This is a genomic window from Nocardia sp. NPDC050712 (genome assembly GCF_040654295.1).
Classification (GTDB): domain Bacteria; phylum Actinomycetota; class Actinomycetes; order Mycobacteriales; family Mycobacteriaceae; genus Nocardia.
In genome coordinates, this window is the sequence record NZ_JBFAHT010000005.1 from 556,564 (window position 1) to 573,450 (window position 16,887).

Genomic DNA, 16,887 nt, shown 5'->3' on the forward strand with positions numbered 1-16,887 from the left:
ATATTTGGAGCCTTCGCGCCGATCCGGTCAGACCAGTGGTTTGCCGAGGGCGCGCCGGCGTCGCATATCGCGCAGGTGTTTGTCGAGCGGGTACAACCGCCATCGAGTCGGCAGGAGGTGCATGGCGGCGCCGATGGTCCGCATGATCAGTTCGAAGGCGCGCTGGCGGCGCGGCCCCCAGTCCAGTCCGAGTTCATCTCGAAAGTGCTGGGGGAGAAAGCCGCTGGTGAAGAAGCGGTTCAGCCGGCGGAATGCCAGGCGTTCGGAGCGTCGATAGGGGCCGAGGTCGACGACCTGGTCGAGCAGGTAGGCCTTGACCTCGTCGTCGAAGGACGTGTGGGGCAGCTGCGTTTCCCAGTACTCGGCGAACGCCGCCCGGTCGCGCGGCCACAGGTGTGCCGGCATCTGCAGCGTTGTGCCGAAGCGGCTGGATTCAGCGTAGAGCTCGTCGGCGAAGGCGTCGTCCATGGGGCCGAAGAGCAAGCTGAGTGAATCCGCTGTGCCGCGGTAGATACACGCGGCGACCCAGAGTTGCAGGCGCGGATCGAAAGCGTTGTATTGCACGGGGCTATCGGGCCCCGAGCGGACGTGCCGGTGTGAGGTGTCGGTGGCTTCGCGGAAGGCCGCTCGCTCCGCATCGGTGCCGAGCATGGCGACGGCCAGATAGGTGAGGGTCGTGCGCCCACGTTTGCGCGGATGCAAGGTGTATCGGCCACTGTCGACGGTGCTCTCCACGACGCCGCGGCCGACGGGCGGCAGGCTCAGCTGCATGATCACGTTCGCCGGGCCGCCGAGGAGCGCCGCGGGTCCGGCCAGGTAGCGGTCGGCCGGTTCGGGATCGGGTGTGTCGGCGGGAGTTTCGGATCGATGTTCGGTCGTGCCGGGCACGAGACCTCCCGAGAGAGTGATTCGATATTCGACTAATACTCTCACTCCTTCACCGTCGGGGCAACTGGTCCGCAGCATCGTTCGTGGACATAAGTTATTGTCTATTCTTCGGTATTGGTGCACCGGAGTGGCTCGCCGTGCGGCCGCGGCAACAGCTGATGTTCGAAGGAGGGCTCCGTGTCCCACGCTCCCACGAAGACGGTAACCTCGACCTACTTCCGAGCCGCGGCGCTGGCGCTGGCAGAGGCGGCAGCCGTCCTGGGGGAGTTCACGCGTCCGCCCGCCGATCCGCGCGGCATTCTCCATCGCATCGAGCAGATCGACTGCGCGGTCGAGATCGTCCTCGGCAACCTCGCGCAGGCCCTGGAGGGCGAAACCGGCAGTCGCTCGCAACGATTCGAGATCGACCGTCTGGCACGGGCATTCGCACAGGTCGCTCGTCAGTACGCCAGCGCCGCGACCCTGGCCCAACGCCTCGGCCTTACCTGGGCGAGTGATCCGGAGGCCGAGTTGATCGATGCCGTTGCCCGGTGCGCTCGCGCCACTGTCGGCGCACTGTCCAGTTTGAGCCCCCCGCCGCTGAGCGGGTTCCGCATGGAATTGCTGCGACTCGTCATCGATGCGGAGCGGCACACGACGCGGAAGTCTTCGGACGGGGACGCCTTCCAGCGCGAACTCCGGGCCATCCTGCGCGCCCTCCTGCTGGCTGGATACGCGATTCCCGAAAGCTTCGCGCGGAGAGCCGCGGATTCCATGTACTCGCCACGATTGGAGCGACGGAAATGACCAGCAATGATAGGTATTCGAGTGACGAGGTGGTCTACACGACGATCACCTACGGTGCCGTGGACGCGATCGCGACGATCACGCTGAACCGTCCACACGCCCGGAACGGGTTCACCCTCGCGATGGCCGACGAGCTCGGGGCCGCGTTGACAGCAGCCGATCGCGATGCCGCGGTCCGGGTGATCGTTGTCGCGGCCGCGGGTGACTACTTCTGTGTGGGAATGGATCTCGAAGAGTCCGCCCTCGACGATTTCACCGATCCGGAGTGGGTCGAACCGGCCACCCGCGTCGCCCGGCCGATGACGAACTCCAACAAGCCGATCGTCGTGGCCATCCAGGGGCCGGCCGTCGGGGTCGGCATTTCCATGACCCTGGCGGCGGATTTCCGCTTGGCCAGCGACCGGGCGAAGTTCGGATTCGTGTTCGGTCGCCGCGGCCTGTTTCCCGAAGGCGGCTCGACGTGGTTTCTCCCGCAGTTGGTCGGCTTGGCGAAAGCGAAGGAGTGGATGCTGACCGGTCGTGTCTTCACCGCCGCGGAAGCGCTCGCGGCCGGACTGGTCACCAGTCTGCACGCGCCCGCCGATCTGCTCCCGGCGGCTTACGCGCTGGCGCGCGATCTCGCCGACAACGTCGCGCCCGGCTCCGCGGCGGTCATCCGCCGGGCGCTGGTTGCCATGGCGGCGCAGGGGAGCCCGGAAGCGGCGTTCGCACGTCCGCCGCGGTTCCGTGGTGTCGCGGCCAGGGATCTGCCGGATCTGGATGAGTGGCTGTCGGGGCGCTGAGGGCCGACGGACTCAGGCGCCGGCGTCCGAGGCGATGTCGTCGACCAGTGGCGCCACTACGGCAATGACCTGGGCGATCAGCTCCGTCGGGATTCCGGCGGCGGTCAGAGCGTGGACGAGATGGCCCGCGACGAGGTCGAAGTGGTGCACGGTGATGCCGCGGCCGCGGTGCACCCGTGTCAGCGGGGCGCCGAGGTAGGGCTCGGGGCCGCCGAGGGCGGCGGCGAAGAACTCGACCTGCCGCCCTTTCATGTGGGACATGTTGGTGCCGCTGAAGAACGGGCGCAGTGCCTCGTCGGCGAGGACGCGCGCGTAGAAGTCCTCGACCACCACCTCCAGCGCCTCGTGACCACCTAGCTGCTCGTAGGTCGTCGGGGGTGTATTCGGCTCCGGGTCGGGTTCGAAGGGTGAAGGGGTTGGCATGCGGTGTACCTGCCTGACGTGGTCGATGCGGCGAACCCGCCGCGCGGAGCCTGCGTGCCGGGCGCGGGCCCGTTGCTGGAGGCCGCTGGGAAGTTACTAGTGATTTGTTCGCTCGACAGCGATGGATGCTCGGCGATCCCCGGCCGAAACCTGACAGAAACTAGGAGAACACGTTCTCAAAAAACTCCTTACAAAGTGTCAGTTGTCCTGTTATGTTACTCGATATTCTCACAAAAAATGGCGCACACCGGCATCGGAACAGGTGCTCGGGCTCGACGAGGAGTAGCGAAACCATGGACAGTCTCAGTAGGCGGAGCGCACTGAAGGCCAGCGGGATGTTGGGCGCCTTCGGCGCCATGGCGGTAATGGTCCCGGCCCGGGCGGAGCCGTGGACCTGGTCGCCGCAGGGGTCGGTCGCGGGAGACGGCGACGGAGCGGATCCGATGACCCTGTGGGATCCGGAAGCCGACGAGTTGGTAGCGGGATTGATCGATCGAGGTGAAGTCCCCGCGGTCAACGCGCTGTTGCGGACCTGGACCAGAAACGGTCAGCCGCTACCGGAGGGATTGCCCGCCGAGTTGCGGGACTTCATGGAGTACGCACGCCGGCTGCCGCAGTGGGCCGATCAGGGCAAGCTCGCGACCGCGGTCCAGTTCAACAAGAAGCGGGGGCTCTACCTGGGGGTGCTGTACGGACTGGCCAGCGGCATGATGAGCACCGTCATTCCGAAGGAAGCGCGCGGTCTATTACTCCAAGGGCGGCCACGACTTGAAGGACCGGATCACCAAGACCGCCAAGCTCGGCTACGACATCGGCACTCACAATGCCTATGCGGCAGACGGGGAGATGGTGGTGACCTGCGTCAAAACCCGTCTGGTGCATGCGGCGGTGCGCAATCTGCTGCCGCGTTCGCCGCACTGGGCAAGCGTTGCGCAAGAAGGCATTCCGATCAGTCAGAACGACATGATGGTGACCTGGCACAGTCTGCCGACCACGGTGATGAAGCATCTCACCGCGTGGGGCGTGCCGATGCCCGCCCACGAGGCGGATGCCTTCCTGCACTCCTGGCAGGTGGCGGCCCACATGCTGGGTATTCGTGACGAATACATTCCGAATTCGTGGCCCGAGGCCAACTCTCAAGCCGCACAGGTTCTTGATCCGATCATTGCGGTGACACCGGAGGGTGCGCAACTGGCGGATCGGTTGTTGCAGCTCGGTGTCAATATCGATCTCACCATCCTGACCAAGCCGGTGCTGGGCGCGTTCACGCGCTTCCTGCTCGGTGATCGGATCGCCGATGAACTCCGGATTCCGCGAGAGTTGGTGTGGGATCCGCTGTTGCGGGTGAGCTGGGGGCCGTTCATCGCGGTCCGGGAGGGGCTGCTTCCGGTTGTCCCGCTCGCCTCGGACGCCTATTGGCTGTTCGACGAGTTCCTCCGCCAGGCCGCCCTGATCTATCTGGCGGAACTGCGGATGCCGATCAGCATCGAGATTCCGATGATGAACAGGGATATGAGCAAGCCGCACCGATAGCGCGGCCGGCCCAACCCCCACTCTCGATTTACAACCAAGGAGCGCGATGATGCGTACTACTTTCCGTCTTACGGTCGCTTCGGTCGCTGCGGCGACCCTGGTGGCCGCGGCTGCCGGCGCTGCGGCAGAACCGAGCGCACTCGACCCTTCGCCGCCCTCGGTCGGCGCCGTCGCGGAAGCCGGAACCGGTTCGGCAGCTGTTGATTCCGCGTCGAACGCGGCGCGTTCGGCGGTGTGGCTGCTGCAGCAGGGGAATTTCATCGGGCTGCTGGTGCTCTTGGCCGTCACTCCGGTGCAGATGCTGACCGGTGGCGTCTGCGATCTGGCCACGGGATCGGGACTTCCGACGCCGTGCGGCCCGGGTGCGCGTTGACGACGGCCCTAGCTGAACCGGCTCATCTGGGACTTCCAGGCGCACCCGCTGCACGGCTGACCAGCGGGCGCGAGGTCGCTAGCGACGGTTGTCGGCAGGAGGCCAGCGGTCGGTGATCAGTTCGGTCATCTGGTCCACCCAGGTGTCGTCGAGGGCGGCGTCGTGGCGGACGAGAATACGGAAGATCGCGGTACCCGCGACGACTTCGGCGAGCATCGGCAACTGATCGTCGGCGCGGCGTTCGTGACCGAAGCGGGATTCGAAGGCGGCGAGGTCGCCGGCCAGCCGGTCGATCATCATTTTGTGCACTTCGGGGGCGGCGATGGTGTCCGCGATCAGTCCCGGTAGCGCCACGCGCACTTCGGGGCTGTCGAACATCGTGCGGACTGTCTCGACCAGGGCCCGGATGTCGGCGCGGATATCGCCGTCCGAATCCTCCGGCGGGGGAACGGCTTCGGCGGACAGCACGGCCTCGTGGACGAGCTGTGCTTTATTGGACCAGCGTCGATAGATGGCGGCCGTGGTCGTTCCGGCCCGCGCGGCGATCGCCGACAAAGACAGTGCGGGGTAACCCGTTTGGAGAATCAGCTCTCTGGTGGCCGCGATGATCGCGGCATCGATCCGGCTGTCGCGCGGCCGCCCAGGGGCGGGGGGTGTGGGCCTCTTGCCTTCGCTGTCGCCTTCTGCTGTCATGAACACAGCATAGTTCTAATACGGCCTGCATCATATTTGAGAGAGAACCGTGAGTCTGAGCCCACTCGACGAATACCCGCTGCATCAGGCGCCGGCGCCCCTCACCTGGCCGGCGGCCTCCGATCGGAACTTCTACGATCGGTCCTACTTCAACGTGCTCGACCGGGACGGACGCTTCATGGCGTTGACCGGGATCGGCTATTACCCGCGCCTGGGCGTCAAGGACGCCTACTTCGTGGTCCGTCGCGGCGACACCCAGACCGCGGTGCGGCTCAGCGACGCCATCGACGACGACCGCCTGCACCCGCATGTCAACGGCTACCGGATCGACGTCGTCGAACCATTGCAGGAGCTACACCTGACGTTGGCCGAGACCGAAGGCGTCGCCGCGGACCTGACCTGGCGCGGGCTGTTTCCCGCCGCGTTGGAGCGGCCGCACGAGATGCTGACCGACCGGCGAGTGACGTTGCAGGCGTGCCGCTTCGCGCAGGTCGGTACCTGGGCGGGCTGGATCGAGGTCGACGGCGAACGGTTGACCGTCGACCATGACACCAGCGTGGCGAGCCGCGATCGTTCCTGGGGCATCCGCCCGATCGGTGAGCCAGAGCCCGCTGGTCGCCCGGACACCGCGTTCCGCGGAATGTGGTGGCTCTATTTGCCGCTCGCGTTCGAGGACTACCAGTTGTTCTTGATCCTGCAAGAGGATCCCGACGGTCACCGCAGCCTCTACGACTGCACCCGCCGTTGGCGCGACGGCCGCGTCGAGCAGCTCGACGGCGTGCGCGCGACCATTCACTACCAGCCGGGAACGCGCATCCCCACGGGCGCGCACGTGGAGTTCATGAACCGGGCGGGTGATCGGATCGAACTCGATGTCGAATCGAAGTTGTTCGCGCCCATCGCATTCGGCTCGGGTTACGGCGGTGATTCCTCGTGGGCACACGGCACCTGGAAGGACGGACCGTTCGCCGAACGCGTCAGCTTCGACCTGACGGATCCAGAAGTGCTGGCCAGAGCGCCGTTCAGTCTCATCGACCACGTGGCCCGGGCGGTGTGCACGGAAGCCGACGGGCTCAGGCGCGAGGGCGCGGGCCTGTTCGAGCACGGCGTAATCGGACCGTACTACCCGTCGGGATTCTCCGACTGGACCGACGTAGCGAAATAGGCGCGGTGCCAATGAAGATCATGACAGCGCTCTACGGGCCCACGGATGCAGTCGAACGCGCGACCGTGCTCCGGGAGGCCGGCGCCTCCGGTGTATTCACCTTCGAAGGACCGTTCGACGTGTTCACGCCGCTGGTGCTGGCATCGGCGGTCAAGGGGCTCGACGTGATGTCCAATGTCGCGATCGCGTTGCCCCGCAACCCGATTCAGCTCGCACACCAGGCCAACGATCTGCAACTGCTCACCGAGGGGCGGTTCATTCTGGGTCTGGGCACGCAGGTGCGTGCGCAAATCGAGAAGCGCTACGGGGCCGAGTTCGACCGCCCGGTCGCGCGGATGAAGGAATTGGTGGGGGCGCTGCGCGCGATCTTCGCCACCTGGAATGACGGTGCGCGCCTGGACTTTCGCGGTGAGTACTACCGGCATACCTTGATGACGCCGACCTTCGTCCCCGGGCCGAATCCGTATGGACCGCCACCGATCTATCTGGGTGCGCTCGGGCCACGGCTGACCAGGGCTACCGCCGAGGTGGCCGACGGTCTGCTGGTGATGCCGTTCGGGACGAAACGGTTCCTGCACGAGACGACGTTGCCGGCCGTGCGGGCCGGGCTGTCCGCCGCGGGACGCTCCGAAGCCGACTTCGAGGTCGTTCCGGAAATCATCGTCTCCGTCGGCGACGACCACACCTCGACTCGAATGCTGTTGGCGTTCTACGGTTCCACCCCGGCCTACCGGCCGGTGCTCGACGCCCACGGCTGGGGCGATCTGCAGCCGGAACTCAACGCGATGTCCAAGCAGGGGCGGTGGCGAGAGATGGCCGCCCTGATCGACGACGACATGCTCCACACGATCGCCGCGTGCGGCACTCCGGCCGAGGTGGCCGCGCATATTCGCGATCGGGTCGACGGTGTGTCGGACCGGATCTGCCTCTATCAACCGGGGCCGATCGCGGTCGACGCGCTCGCCGAGATCGTGGACGCGCTGAAAGGATCGACATGTCGCTGACAACGATCGAATTCGACCAGGTCGTCGACGACCGCTACGGCGGCAAAGCGGCCGGACTCGCCGAACTGCGCCGTCTCGGGCTCGCCGTACCGGTCGGATTCGTCATCGCCGACGCCTCCGCGCAGGACGATATCGAGGCTGTGGCGCAGCGGTTCTCGGAGCTGGCCGCCACCGGGGCGACGCCCGTGGCGGTGCGATCCTCCGCGGTGGGGGAGGACGGGGACGACCAGTCGTTCGCCGGCCAGTACGACACGGTGCTCGGTGTCGACTCCGCCGATGGCTTCGCCGCGGCCGTGCGCAAGTGCGCGGCATCCGTACATTCCCGTCGAGTCGCTTCCTATAGCGAAAACGGCACCGCCACCATGCATCTGGTGGTGCAGCAGATGGTGGACGCGCGTGCCGCCGGCGTGGTGTTCACCGCGGATCCGACCACCGGTCGGCGCGACCTCACGGTGATCGACGCCATCGCCGGACTCGGCGAAGCACTTGTCGACGGCACAGCTTCGCCCGACCATATCGTCCTCGATTCGCTCGGAAACACCGCCGTGCGCGATGTCGGCGCGGCTCCCGTCTTGTCGCCGGAGGAGATCTCGGCGATTCGGTCCGATGCGTTGCGCGTCGCGCGGCATTGGGGGAGGCCGATGGACCTCGAGTGGGCGATCGACCGTTCCGGCACCCTGTGGTGGTTGCAGGCCCGACCGATCACCACCCTGCCCGGTGACCTCGACGCGATGGATTCACCGCTCGCGGGCACCGACCACGTGTACACCCGCTGCAACATCGGCGAGATGATGCCGGGGGCGTTCTGCCCGCTGACCGCCTCGGTGTCCGGCTACGCCATCGACTACGCGATGCAGATGACGCAGGTGGTCGCGCGAGCCCAGCCCAGTTACGAGCGGCCGTGGCGGCAAGTCGGCTACTTCTACGGGCACATGTTCCTGAATCTCACCGAGGGCACGGCGCTCAGTTCGGGCTTACTGGGCAACTCGCTGGAGCAGTTCTCCACGTCGATCTGCGGCCGGGTGGTCGACGAACTGAAGGCCGAACCACCGAAACCGTTCGCCCGCAGACTCGTCAACACGATCCGGCTCACCACCTACGCGTTGTCCGCCGGGCCGGCGATCCGCCGCTTGGAACACCGGATCGCCGGATTCCGGATTCCCACCGGCGACCACCCGCGAGAAATACTGCGCCAGTTGGAATTCGGTGTCGAGGAGTACTGCCACGTCACGCTGACCCACGTGCGGTCCTCGTCCCGCGCGGCGGTCGCGGCCAACATCCTCGAGAGCGTGCTGATCAAACAGGCGGTCGAGAACGGACGCGGCGCCGACGAGGGTCGTGCCGAGGCGGCTCGGCTGATGGCCGGCGCGTCCGATGTCGAGAGCGCCCTCATGCTGGAGGAGCTCGACGCCGTGGTGCGAACCCTCGCCACCGATCGCCCGGCAGCCGAGAGGTTCCTCGCGGCGGAGCCGGGCGAAGCGGTGATCAGGCTGGCGGCGGCGAGCAGCCCCGGTGGCGAAGCGTTGCGGCAGTTCTCGGCTCGGCACGGTCACCGCGGATACCGCGAGCTGTGCATGCGGGATCCCTCCTGGGCCGAGGATCCCGGCGGGCTGGGATCGATGATGCAGGTCATGGTCCGCTCCGCCCTGGATCCGGCCCACCGCCCACCGCTGCCCGCGCACGAAAGAACGCCCGGATCAGCGCCCATCAGGATGCTCGCCCGGCTGGCCCGGGGCGGCGCCCGCGGTCGCGAGACGACGAAATCGAAAATGGCGCTGATGGCGCACGCACTGAAACTGGGCTACCGCCACCTGGGCGCGGTACTGGCCGAGTCGGGGCGACTACCCGACGCCGACCTGGTCTTCTTCTTCGACCGCGCCGAATTGCACCGCATCGTCGGTGCAGGCGACATCGCCGACCTCGTAGAAGGCGCGCTCCTCCGCCGACGTGCGCTGGCGTACCAGGACTCCCTCGAGTTCGACGACGTGTCGGTGGGCCGGCCGACCCCGCTCATCGCACCGCCGCCGCACGCGATCACAGACAACCAGATCGTGGGCCGACCCGCTGGCCGAGGCAGCGTCGAAGGCGTTGTGCGCGTCGCGAAGTCGATCGTCGACGCGCGGGAAGTGCAGCGCGGCGAGATTCTGGTCGCGCCGGTTACCGACGTGGGGTGGACGCCGTACTTCACCGTCATCGCCGCACTGGTCACCGACATCGGCAGCTCGGTATCGCACGGTGCTGTGGTGGCGCGTGAATACGGCCTGCCGTGCGTGGTCAACACCTTGGTGGCTACCAAGGTGTTGCGTACGGGGGACCGGGTTCGGGTGGATGGGGAGCGAGGTGTCGTCACTCGGCTCGGGCCGCCTTGATGTCAGAGGTGCGGCAGTCGAAAGGCTGAAACCGATTGGCTTGTAATCGGTTTCAGCCTTCTTGTGTCCGAAGGGGGACACGACCAGTACGCCCACGCTCCGTGGCGTGGGAAGTTGCTGGTCATACTCAGCTATTGGGCGCGGCCCAAGCCTGTAAGCCCTCCATCCGGCCGCAGGCAAACGGATGTGTGTCCGACCCTTGCTAGGCGATGCTCCGAACACTCGATCGCCCCGGGTTTCCGGATTCGTCGAAACTGACCCGTCGCACCACCTGGTCGTCCTGCGCGCGAACGGTCGCGAGCTGTGGGCGGCCGGAAGGAACGATGCGGATGACAATCCGGCTGCCTCGTTGCGTCCGATCCAACTCGTCGGCAATACCGCGCAGCAGCCGGTGTCGAACTTTTTCGTCGAGCTGCTCGAGGTCACCGTCATCGAACAGTGTCACCTCCACACCACGATTTCGCGCCGCGTCGGCAGACGGGTTGACCAATGAGTTGACGAGGCCGCTTCCGCGCAGCGTTGCCGAGATCTGGGATTCGAGTGCGGCGCACGCTCTGCCGAATTCTGGGCTGATCTCGCTGTCTTCGCCGACTCGCTCGATGAGTGGCCGTGCGACTTGCGCCAAGTCCTGTAGGCGCTTATCGAGGGCTCGGCGGTTCGTGGCCGCGTCAGCGATTTTCCGGGCGGCCTCCTCTTGCTTTAACTGTGCCGCAAAGATTTTCGCCGCGTTCGGTCTGATGGTGTAGGCAAACATCGTTGACATGGCCAACGGTCCGAGATTGGTGAGGGAAAGGGCGACGCCAGTCAGCGCACCCTGACCTGTCAGCTTCGCCCACTGGCATAGTACGAGAACTGTCAGTGTCATCGACAGCAGCGCGTACCAGGTTCGTCCGCGGACACACAGGAACGTCAAGAACACCATGTAGACGTTGGACGGCCAGATCGAATGCTCGAACGGGGTCAACGGCGGCGTCAAGGTGACGAGTGCGGTCAGGGCAGGCGCGGCCAACGTGAGCACCGCGGTGGCCGTGATCGGAAGCGGGTCCCGTCGCACAACCAGGAGGGCGACCCCGCACCCCCAGAACACCAGCACCGTTGCGGTGGCCTGCCACGCGTGGGAATGTGTCGTTCGGACGTACACCAGCGCGGGCGCTGCTAGACCGGCGCTATAGAAGACGAGCAGTGCGGCGGCGACCGGGGTGTTCATCCCTAGCAGTGAGCGGACGTCCGAAGGCTCGTCCACCGTCCTATTCACTTGCCGACCAGCGCATTTCGATCGTAGTTCCATGACCTTTCGACGATTTGATCCGCAATTCTGCGTTCGCGATCCGTTCGACCTGTTGTCGAAGCCGGTACAGGCCCCAACGCCGGCTGTCGGTGGACGGGTCGAATCCGCAGCCGTTGTCATCGACCCGCACGCTCAGCCGATGTGGTTCGATACGAACCGTTGCGGTGCGATCGGCATCTGGGCCCGCGTGCCGAATACTGTTGCGCACCGCTTCGCCCAGCACGAGAGCCGCGACATGCACAACCGCGGCATCGAACTCACCGTCTGCCGGGCCGAGTGCCGAATCGACAATGAGCGGCATTCTCGCGTCGACCGCTTGCAACTTCCTCCGCAAACGGCCGATGGCCTCGGCGCCGAGCAGCGATGGCTCGGAACCGGCTTCGGTGCCGATAAGCTCCAGTGCCCGTATGGCTTCTGCAACGTCGGCGCGACTCGACCGTCCCGAAGCTCCGATCTGCAGGCAGTGCATTACATTGTCATGCACGATATCGGCGAAGTGCTCGCGCTCTGCGTTGTATTCCAGGACAACCTCCGCCTCCGCGCTCAGCCTCGCCGCCTCCTCCCTGGCGGCGTCGAGCAGGTACCCGGTGTGCACGGCCCGCAACGCCGCTGCGGCGTAGACGAGGCAGAAGCTGAGAGCGAAGAGCAGGCTCATCCAGAGGGGTTCGATGACATCCTGTGAACGTGTTTGACCGAGCACCTGGACCTCGGCTACCACGGCGACGGTATACAGGGCGACCCACGATGGGCGCCAGACCAGGGCGGCGGCCATCGCGGCCAAACCGGGGATGCCGGAGACCATCGGCCATGTCTGAAGTGCCTCACCGTTCCAGGCCAGTGGCCAGGTGAATGCCGCGAAAAAATAGCCGATCGCCACCAGACCGGCGATCCACTCCAGGATTGATAATTCCGCTACGAATGCGGCGACGCCCATGATCAGCGGCGGGAGATAGAGCGTGACCAATCCCCACGGCATCCACCAGTCCGCTAGGACACTGGATTCGGATTCGATGCGTGGGTACAGCAGGAAAAAGAAGACGATGTATCCGAAAGAGATGAAGAGAGCGAAGAGGCGAACCAAGCGGTCACGATCGCCTTCCAGCGACAGGATGAATGGATTTCTGAATCTCATCTACTTGCTCACAGTCATTCTTTGTGAATATATCCGTCACACCGCGCGCGGTCACGCAGCTCTCTCTTGGTTCGCACATCGATGCCGCTTTCAGCGTATTTCTGCTTAATTTTCATGACATGTTTTCGAATGGTCTCCGGCGACAGATGGAGTTCCGCCGCGATATCCCTGGCGGTGTCGCCCGACGCATAGAGAGCGAGCACCTCGCGCTCCCGTTCGGTTAGATGCGGTATGAGTTCGCCGTCGGCATCGAGTGCGGCGGCCCAGTCCACAGAAGGTGCGGGTTGGCCGGCCGCGGCAAGACGAACGGCCTCGACTAGAACATCGGACGGAGCGGTTTTGGCGATCACGCCCAGTACCCCCGCCTTGGCGGCTTCCTGGACCAGGTATCGTCGGTCACGCGAGGTGTAGACCAGGATATTGGCGATTCCGGCTGCTTCGAGCGTGCGCACGTTCTGTCTCGGTGATGAACCGTCGGGTAGCCCTTGTAAATCCAAGATCACCAGATCCAGTCGATCGGTGATGGCTAGCAGTTCGGTTACGGTGCGCCCTGCCGCCACCAGGCACAGATCGGGATGTGGCGCGAAGAAGCCCAGGAGGGCGGAGTGCGCCATGTCGAGGTGATCCTCGACCAGACCGATGCGCCGCTGCACGGGCATTTTCGAATCAGGCACTGTACCTCTTAATGACATCCCGATCGTTTCGGGCGACCGGTCTGTTTATTAGACCGCTGCGCGGCACCGAACTGGCGGTGTTCTATCGTCTTCTGGGATCCCGCGACACGTTACGATAGACCCCCTGAGAGACGCTTGTCATGATCATCGCTATCGCGACGTACCAAACTCGACAGTAAGATCCCGATGCCCGCACCGCACAGACCAAATTTTGGTACTTTCGGCCGCTTGAAGGTCGCCAGTTCTCTAAAGCAAACGTTGATACAATGAGCTCGCAGCGACCGCCGGCACACGGAAAGACTGCGGAGCGACCTCGAAACCGACTGGACGGCAAGCGAGTTGGATACCATGTTGAGCGCGTCGGCCTGCCCGGCGCGGTCATCTCCGCTCTCACCGGTGGGCTAATCGTCGCGTGCATCGCATACTGGTTTCTGCGATTGTTCACCCCAGTAGACACGAGCAAGCCAGCCGCTCAAATTGATCTCACCCGAATCGCTCTGACCGTGGTCGCAGGTGTTGGCGGTGTTGTTGCCCTCGTCATCGCTTATCGTCGTCAACGTGATCTCGAGCAAAGTCGATTTGTCGAGCGATTCGGTGCGTCGGCAGCGCAACTCGGCGCTACCGACGTCGCTGTGCGCATCGCGGGGGTCTACGCGATGGCGGGTGTGGCAGACGAATCCGATGGACAACGTCGCCAACAGTGCATCGACGTGCTGTGCGGATATCTCCGGCTGCCGTACATTCCCGACCTCGGCGGTAACCATCAGACGAAACGAACATGCAAGCGTGTGGTCGGTGACCAAGGTGAGGACGAAGACCACTTCGAATACCGACAGAACGACTACGAAGTCCGCGCGACCATCGTCCGGGTGATCGCCGACCACCTGAGAATAATCACCGAAAACAGCTGGTCCACGAGCAATTTCGACTTCCGCACAGCCTATCTGGAAGATGCGGATTTGTCCGGGGTAGTCTTCGCGGGCACCACCCGCTTCGGCAGAGCGCGGTTCGGGGGAAGTACGGACTTTCGCGGAGCCACTTTCGACCACGACGTCGACTTCGGCGAGGCGACCTTCCTCGACAAGGTTCGGTTTACAGCGGCGACTTTCAACGGCGCGACCAATTTCGCGAGGACATCTTTCCTCAACACCGCGGAATTTCGCACCGATGTAGAATCGGCCGGTGTAACAGCCTTCAACGGCAGTGTGCGTTTCGACGACGCACACTTTCATGGCGAGATCGACGCCAGAGACGTGAGATTCGGTGCCGAAGTCGAATTCGGCCGCACGGTATTCGATGCCGACGCACGGTTCAAGTGCGCGATCTTCGAAGGGCCTACCAGCTTCGCCGGCGCGCTCTTCGACGAGTCCGCGTCCGCCTGGTTCAATCCCGTGAAGTTCGAGGTCGCCGCCACGTTCGAGGAGGCGAGCTTTCACGGCGGCACATGGTTCGGCGGGACGGAGTTCTTTGGCGCCGCATCGTTCAGCTATACGGAATTCCACGGGAATGTCTCCTTCGAAGGCGTGTATTTCGCCGAGCAGCCTGCGTTCACGGGCGCATCCAGACCGCCGAATGCTGAACCGGGCCAATGGCCGCCGACTTCGCGGCCGAGCGGCGCGACTGGAAATTCGACGGCATGACAGAGTCCAGGACTTAGTAGAACAGTCGGACCAAGATCTATCAGCAAGCACTGATTCCGGGACACGGCCAGAAGCTGAGGGCTGATCGTCCTGACGCTGGGGGCACCGGGAAAACCAAGCCGCACAACGGCTCTATCGAAACCGAAGATGGACATCTCACGCCGTCGCGGGGGACTACAACATCCTCGTCAAATCGCTCACCTGGTCCCCAGGCGCGGGCACCGACGGAAATCTGGTCGGCCGCACGTCTTCGGAACAGCCGATCGCTCGAAGGTGGCAGTACGCGCCGGGACCGCCGGGCGCGTGCGTCCGTCGGTGCCCACCTCGTCGCCCCTCGACCTACTGATGATTCGAAGCTTGCGGGTCAGATCGACGATGTGTAGCGTACTGAACATGTTCAGTGAACATGTTCAGTCGCGATCGGAGCAACAAGCAGCGACGCGACAGAAGGTCTTGGCGGCAGCCGAACAGCTCTTCCGAACCCAAGGCTTCAAAGCGACCACGATTCGGCAGATCGCCGCCGAAGCGAACGTGAGTACGGGAACCGTCATGGCAGTCGGCGGAAAAGACACGCTGCTCGTGTCCATCTTCGACACTTGGATCACCGCGGTGCACAACACCAGGCAAACCGAACTCGCACCCGCAACGACGACCGCGACCACCCAGGACGTGCTCGAGCTCTTCGCGCCCTTCGTCGGATATTTCGCGGTCGACCCCGAGCTCTCACGCGAGTACACCGCGATCATCGTCCGCGGAAACCATGAGTCGGCGATCTTTCGAGACCTCGCGCTGGCCCTACTGGCCGAACTCGAAACCGTGCTCGCCCGATCAGCGCTCGCTCCCAGCGAGGTCGGTCGCGGCGCGCGGACCATCTACCTTGCCTACCTCGGCTTGCTGATGACCGCGTCCAGCGGTGCCATCGCGATGCCCGACGCGGCCGAACAACTACGACAGACCATCGACTTCGTCATCACGCACCCGAACGGAATCCAATGATCCACGCTCCCGAACCATGGTGGCTACCAGTACTACTCGCGCTCTCGCTTTTCGCCGACGCGCTCATGTCCGTGCGCCCGCCGAAGTTCATTCGGCAATGCTTGGACGGCGTCGGGTTTCCGCGCGACTGGTGGTGGACGCTGATCGCCATCAAGCTGGCGGCCACAGCCGGTCTCCTTGTCGGACTGAAGTATCCCGGCGTCGGATTCGCCACCGCTGTCGGCGTGATCGCCTACTTCCTTTCCGCCGCGTACGCCCACTATCGGGCCCGGTTCCTGGGATACGAGTTCTGGATCAACTGCCTCGGGATGCTCGCCCTGTCGGTGGCGGCGGCGCTGCCGTACCTGGCGTAAGCGGCAAACGCAGTTCGAACCCCCGGGTCTTGGTCCGCCCTGCGGGTCAACCCTCCGCGAGTGCGGGTTAGAACAGTGAACAACGCCAGTATTGGCGCGGAGCGCGCGATCGCCGGAGGAGGCAACGCCATGTCCGACCAGCAAGCCACACCTGAGGCCACCGATCTGGGAGAGATTCCGGCTGAAGGAACCAACATCGACAACGGCGGAGTCCAACAGATTCCAGCCTCAGTTGCCCAGATGGCATCCGACCCCACCGCTGGAGTCACTCGCGAGAAGCTGCTGGTGGCTATCGGCCAGGAGGCCGACCGTATCGCGGGCAATGAAACGGTGCAGGCATCCAGAGCGCTGGTAGAACTCGCTCACGCCTACGCCTTGGTGGCAACTGGTGCGCTGGTCGGCACCGCCAACTCCGCTCCGGAGAATCGGGCAATCCCAGCTATCGCCAGTCGTGGTGCCGATTTGGGTAGAGCGGGCTATGACGCAGGCCGACAGGGCAGTGACTACAGATAACAGTGACTGAACCGGCCCTGCTCGCAGGGCTTTCCGCATCCTTGCGTGAAACCTAGCCTCCGACTCTGTTCACCCATCAACAGCCAGCAGGTCTCAGGCCCCGCACACTGCACGATGATGCCGCTCACGGGTCGCTTCGGATCGCCGCTTCGAGAACTGGTCCCTGGAAGGCCTTCCGCCCGACTCCAGGTTCTGCACGCGGGTCTCGAGGTTGGCCTTCACCTTGTTCTCGTAACCGGCGTAGGAGTGGATGACGTACCAGTCACCCGGAGCGC

Annotated in this window: 16 protein-coding genes and 3 pseudogenes; 12 read left to right on the top strand and 7 right to left on the bottom strand. The window is 64.6% G+C overall.

Going from position 1 to position 16,887, the window contains the following annotated elements:
• Positions 1-27 precede the first annotated feature (27 nt).
• Positions 28-888: an oxygenase MpaB family protein gene (locus tag AB0H76_RS35405; protein WP_357331442.1), complete on the bottom strand. Its 861-nt coding sequence runs from the start codon at positions 886-888 to the stop codon at positions 28-30.
• 177 nt (positions 889-1,065) lie between these two features.
• Between AB0H76_RS35405 and AB0H76_RS35410 the strand changes: the two genes are divergently transcribed.
• Positions 1,066-1,674, top strand: a complete 609-nt coding sequence (locus AB0H76_RS35410) for a hypothetical protein (protein ID WP_357331443.1) — start codon at positions 1,066-1,068, stop codon at positions 1,672-1,674.
• Positions 1,671-2,456 carry an enoyl-CoA hydratase-related protein gene (locus tag AB0H76_RS35415; RefSeq protein ID WP_357331444.1) on the top strand — a complete coding sequence of 262 codons (786 nt, stop codon included), beginning with the start codon at positions 1,671-1,673 and terminating at the stop codon, positions 2,454-2,456. The genes AB0H76_RS35410 and AB0H76_RS35415 overlap by 4 nt, the downstream gene beginning before the upstream one ends.
• 12 nt (positions 2,457-2,468) lie before the next feature.
• On the opposite strand, the gene AB0H76_RS35420 is transcribed toward AB0H76_RS35415, so the two are convergent.
• Positions 2,469-2,879: a group 1 truncated hemoglobin gene (locus AB0H76_RS35420; RefSeq protein WP_357331445.1), complete on the bottom strand. Its 411-nt coding sequence runs from the start codon at positions 2,877-2,879 to the stop codon at positions 2,469-2,471.
• A 293-nt stretch (positions 2,880-3,172) separates the two neighbouring features.
• On the opposite strand from AB0H76_RS35420, the pseudogene AB0H76_RS35425 reads away from it, so the two are divergent.
• Positions 3,173-4,412, top strand: a pseudogene (locus AB0H76_RS35425) (oxygenase MpaB family protein).
• A 49-nt stretch (positions 4,413-4,461) separates the two neighbouring features.
• Entirely contained in the window at positions 4,462-4,785 is a 324-nt protein-coding gene (locus AB0H76_RS35430) for a hypothetical protein (RefSeq protein WP_357331446.1), read from the top strand.
• A 78-nt stretch (positions 4,786-4,863) separates the two neighbouring features.
• Here AB0H76_RS35430 and AB0H76_RS35435 read toward each other — a convergent pair whose 3' ends face one another.
• Positions 4,864-5,478 carry a TetR-like C-terminal domain-containing protein gene (locus tag AB0H76_RS35435; protein ID WP_357331447.1) on the bottom strand — a complete coding sequence of 205 codons (615 nt, stop codon included), beginning with the start codon at positions 5,476-5,478 and terminating at the stop codon, positions 4,864-4,866.
• Between the two features lie 49 nt (positions 5,479-5,527).
• Between AB0H76_RS35435 and AB0H76_RS35440 the strand changes: the two genes are divergently transcribed.
• Genes AB0H76_RS35440 through AB0H76_RS35450 form a run of 3 tightly spaced genes read left to right on the top strand, consistent with a single transcriptional unit; the run spans position 5,528 to position 10,016 of the window.
• Entirely contained in the window at positions 5,528-6,643 is a 1,116-nt protein-coding gene (locus AB0H76_RS35440) for a hypothetical protein (RefSeq protein ID WP_357331448.1), read from the top strand.
• 11 nt (positions 6,644-6,654) lie between these two features.
• On the top strand, positions 6,655-7,647 hold the full coding sequence (locus AB0H76_RS35445; RefSeq protein ID WP_357331449.1) for a TIGR03617 family F420-dependent LLM class oxidoreductase: 993 nt from the start codon (positions 6,655-6,657) through the stop codon (positions 7,645-7,647).
• Entirely contained in the window at positions 7,638-10,016 is a 2,379-nt protein-coding gene (locus tag AB0H76_RS35450) for a PEP/pyruvate-binding domain-containing protein (RefSeq protein WP_357331450.1), read from the top strand. The genes AB0H76_RS35445 and AB0H76_RS35450 overlap by 10 nt, the downstream gene beginning before the upstream one ends.
• Positions 10,017-10,218: 202 nt before the next feature.
• Here AB0H76_RS35450 and AB0H76_RS35455 read toward each other — a convergent pair whose 3' ends face one another.
• The 3 genes from AB0H76_RS35455 to AB0H76_RS35465 are packed head-to-tail and all read right to left on the bottom strand — an operon-like array spanning position 10,219 to position 13,095.
• Positions 10,219-11,223, bottom strand: a complete 1,005-nt coding sequence (locus AB0H76_RS35455; RefSeq protein WP_357331451.1) for a hypothetical protein — start codon at positions 11,221-11,223, stop codon at positions 10,219-10,221.
• 40 nt (positions 11,224-11,263) lie between these two features.
• Positions 11,264-12,436, bottom strand: a complete 1,173-nt coding sequence (locus AB0H76_RS35460) for an ATP-binding protein (protein ID WP_357331452.1) — start codon at positions 12,434-12,436, stop codon at positions 11,264-11,266.
• Between the two features lie 14 nt (positions 12,437-12,450).
• Complete coding sequence (locus AB0H76_RS35465) at positions 12,451-13,095, bottom strand: response regulator transcription factor (protein ID WP_357331453.1); 645 nt, start codon at positions 13,093-13,095, stop codon at positions 12,451-12,453.
• Between the two features lie 281 nt (positions 13,096-13,376).
• Between AB0H76_RS35465 and AB0H76_RS35470 the strand changes: the two genes are divergently transcribed.
• From AB0H76_RS35470 to AB0H76_RS35490, 5 genes and pseudogenes are all read left to right on the top strand, one after another.
• Positions 13,377-14,750 carry a pentapeptide repeat-containing protein gene (locus AB0H76_RS35470; RefSeq protein WP_357331454.1) on the top strand — a complete coding sequence of 458 codons (1,374 nt, stop codon included), beginning with the start codon at positions 13,377-13,379 and terminating at the stop codon, positions 14,748-14,750.
• A 393-nt stretch (positions 14,751-15,143) separates the two neighbouring features.
• A pseudogene (locus AB0H76_RS35475) lies at positions 15,144-15,287 on the top strand (TetR family transcriptional regulator); the annotation flags it as partial.
• 12 nt (positions 15,288-15,299) lie between these two features.
• Positions 15,300-15,746, top strand: a complete 447-nt coding sequence (locus AB0H76_RS35480) for a TetR/AcrR family transcriptional regulator (protein ID WP_357331478.1) — start codon at positions 15,300-15,302, stop codon at positions 15,744-15,746.
• On the top strand, positions 15,743-16,099 hold the full coding sequence (locus AB0H76_RS35485; RefSeq protein ID WP_357331455.1) for a DoxX family protein: 357 nt from the start codon (positions 15,743-15,745) through the stop codon (positions 16,097-16,099). Before AB0H76_RS35480 ends, AB0H76_RS35485 begins: the two co-directional genes overlap by 4 nt.
• Positions 16,100-16,174: 75 nt before the next feature.
• Positions 16,175-16,612: a hypothetical protein gene (locus AB0H76_RS35490; RefSeq protein WP_357331456.1), complete on the top strand. Its 438-nt coding sequence runs from the start codon at positions 16,175-16,177 to the stop codon at positions 16,610-16,612.
• 177 nt (positions 16,613-16,789) lie between these two features.
• On the opposite strand, the pseudogene AB0H76_RS35495 reads toward AB0H76_RS35490, so the two are convergent.
• Positions 16,790-16,887 (bottom strand): annotated as a pseudogene (locus AB0H76_RS35495) (transcription termination/antitermination NusG family protein); the annotation flags it as partial.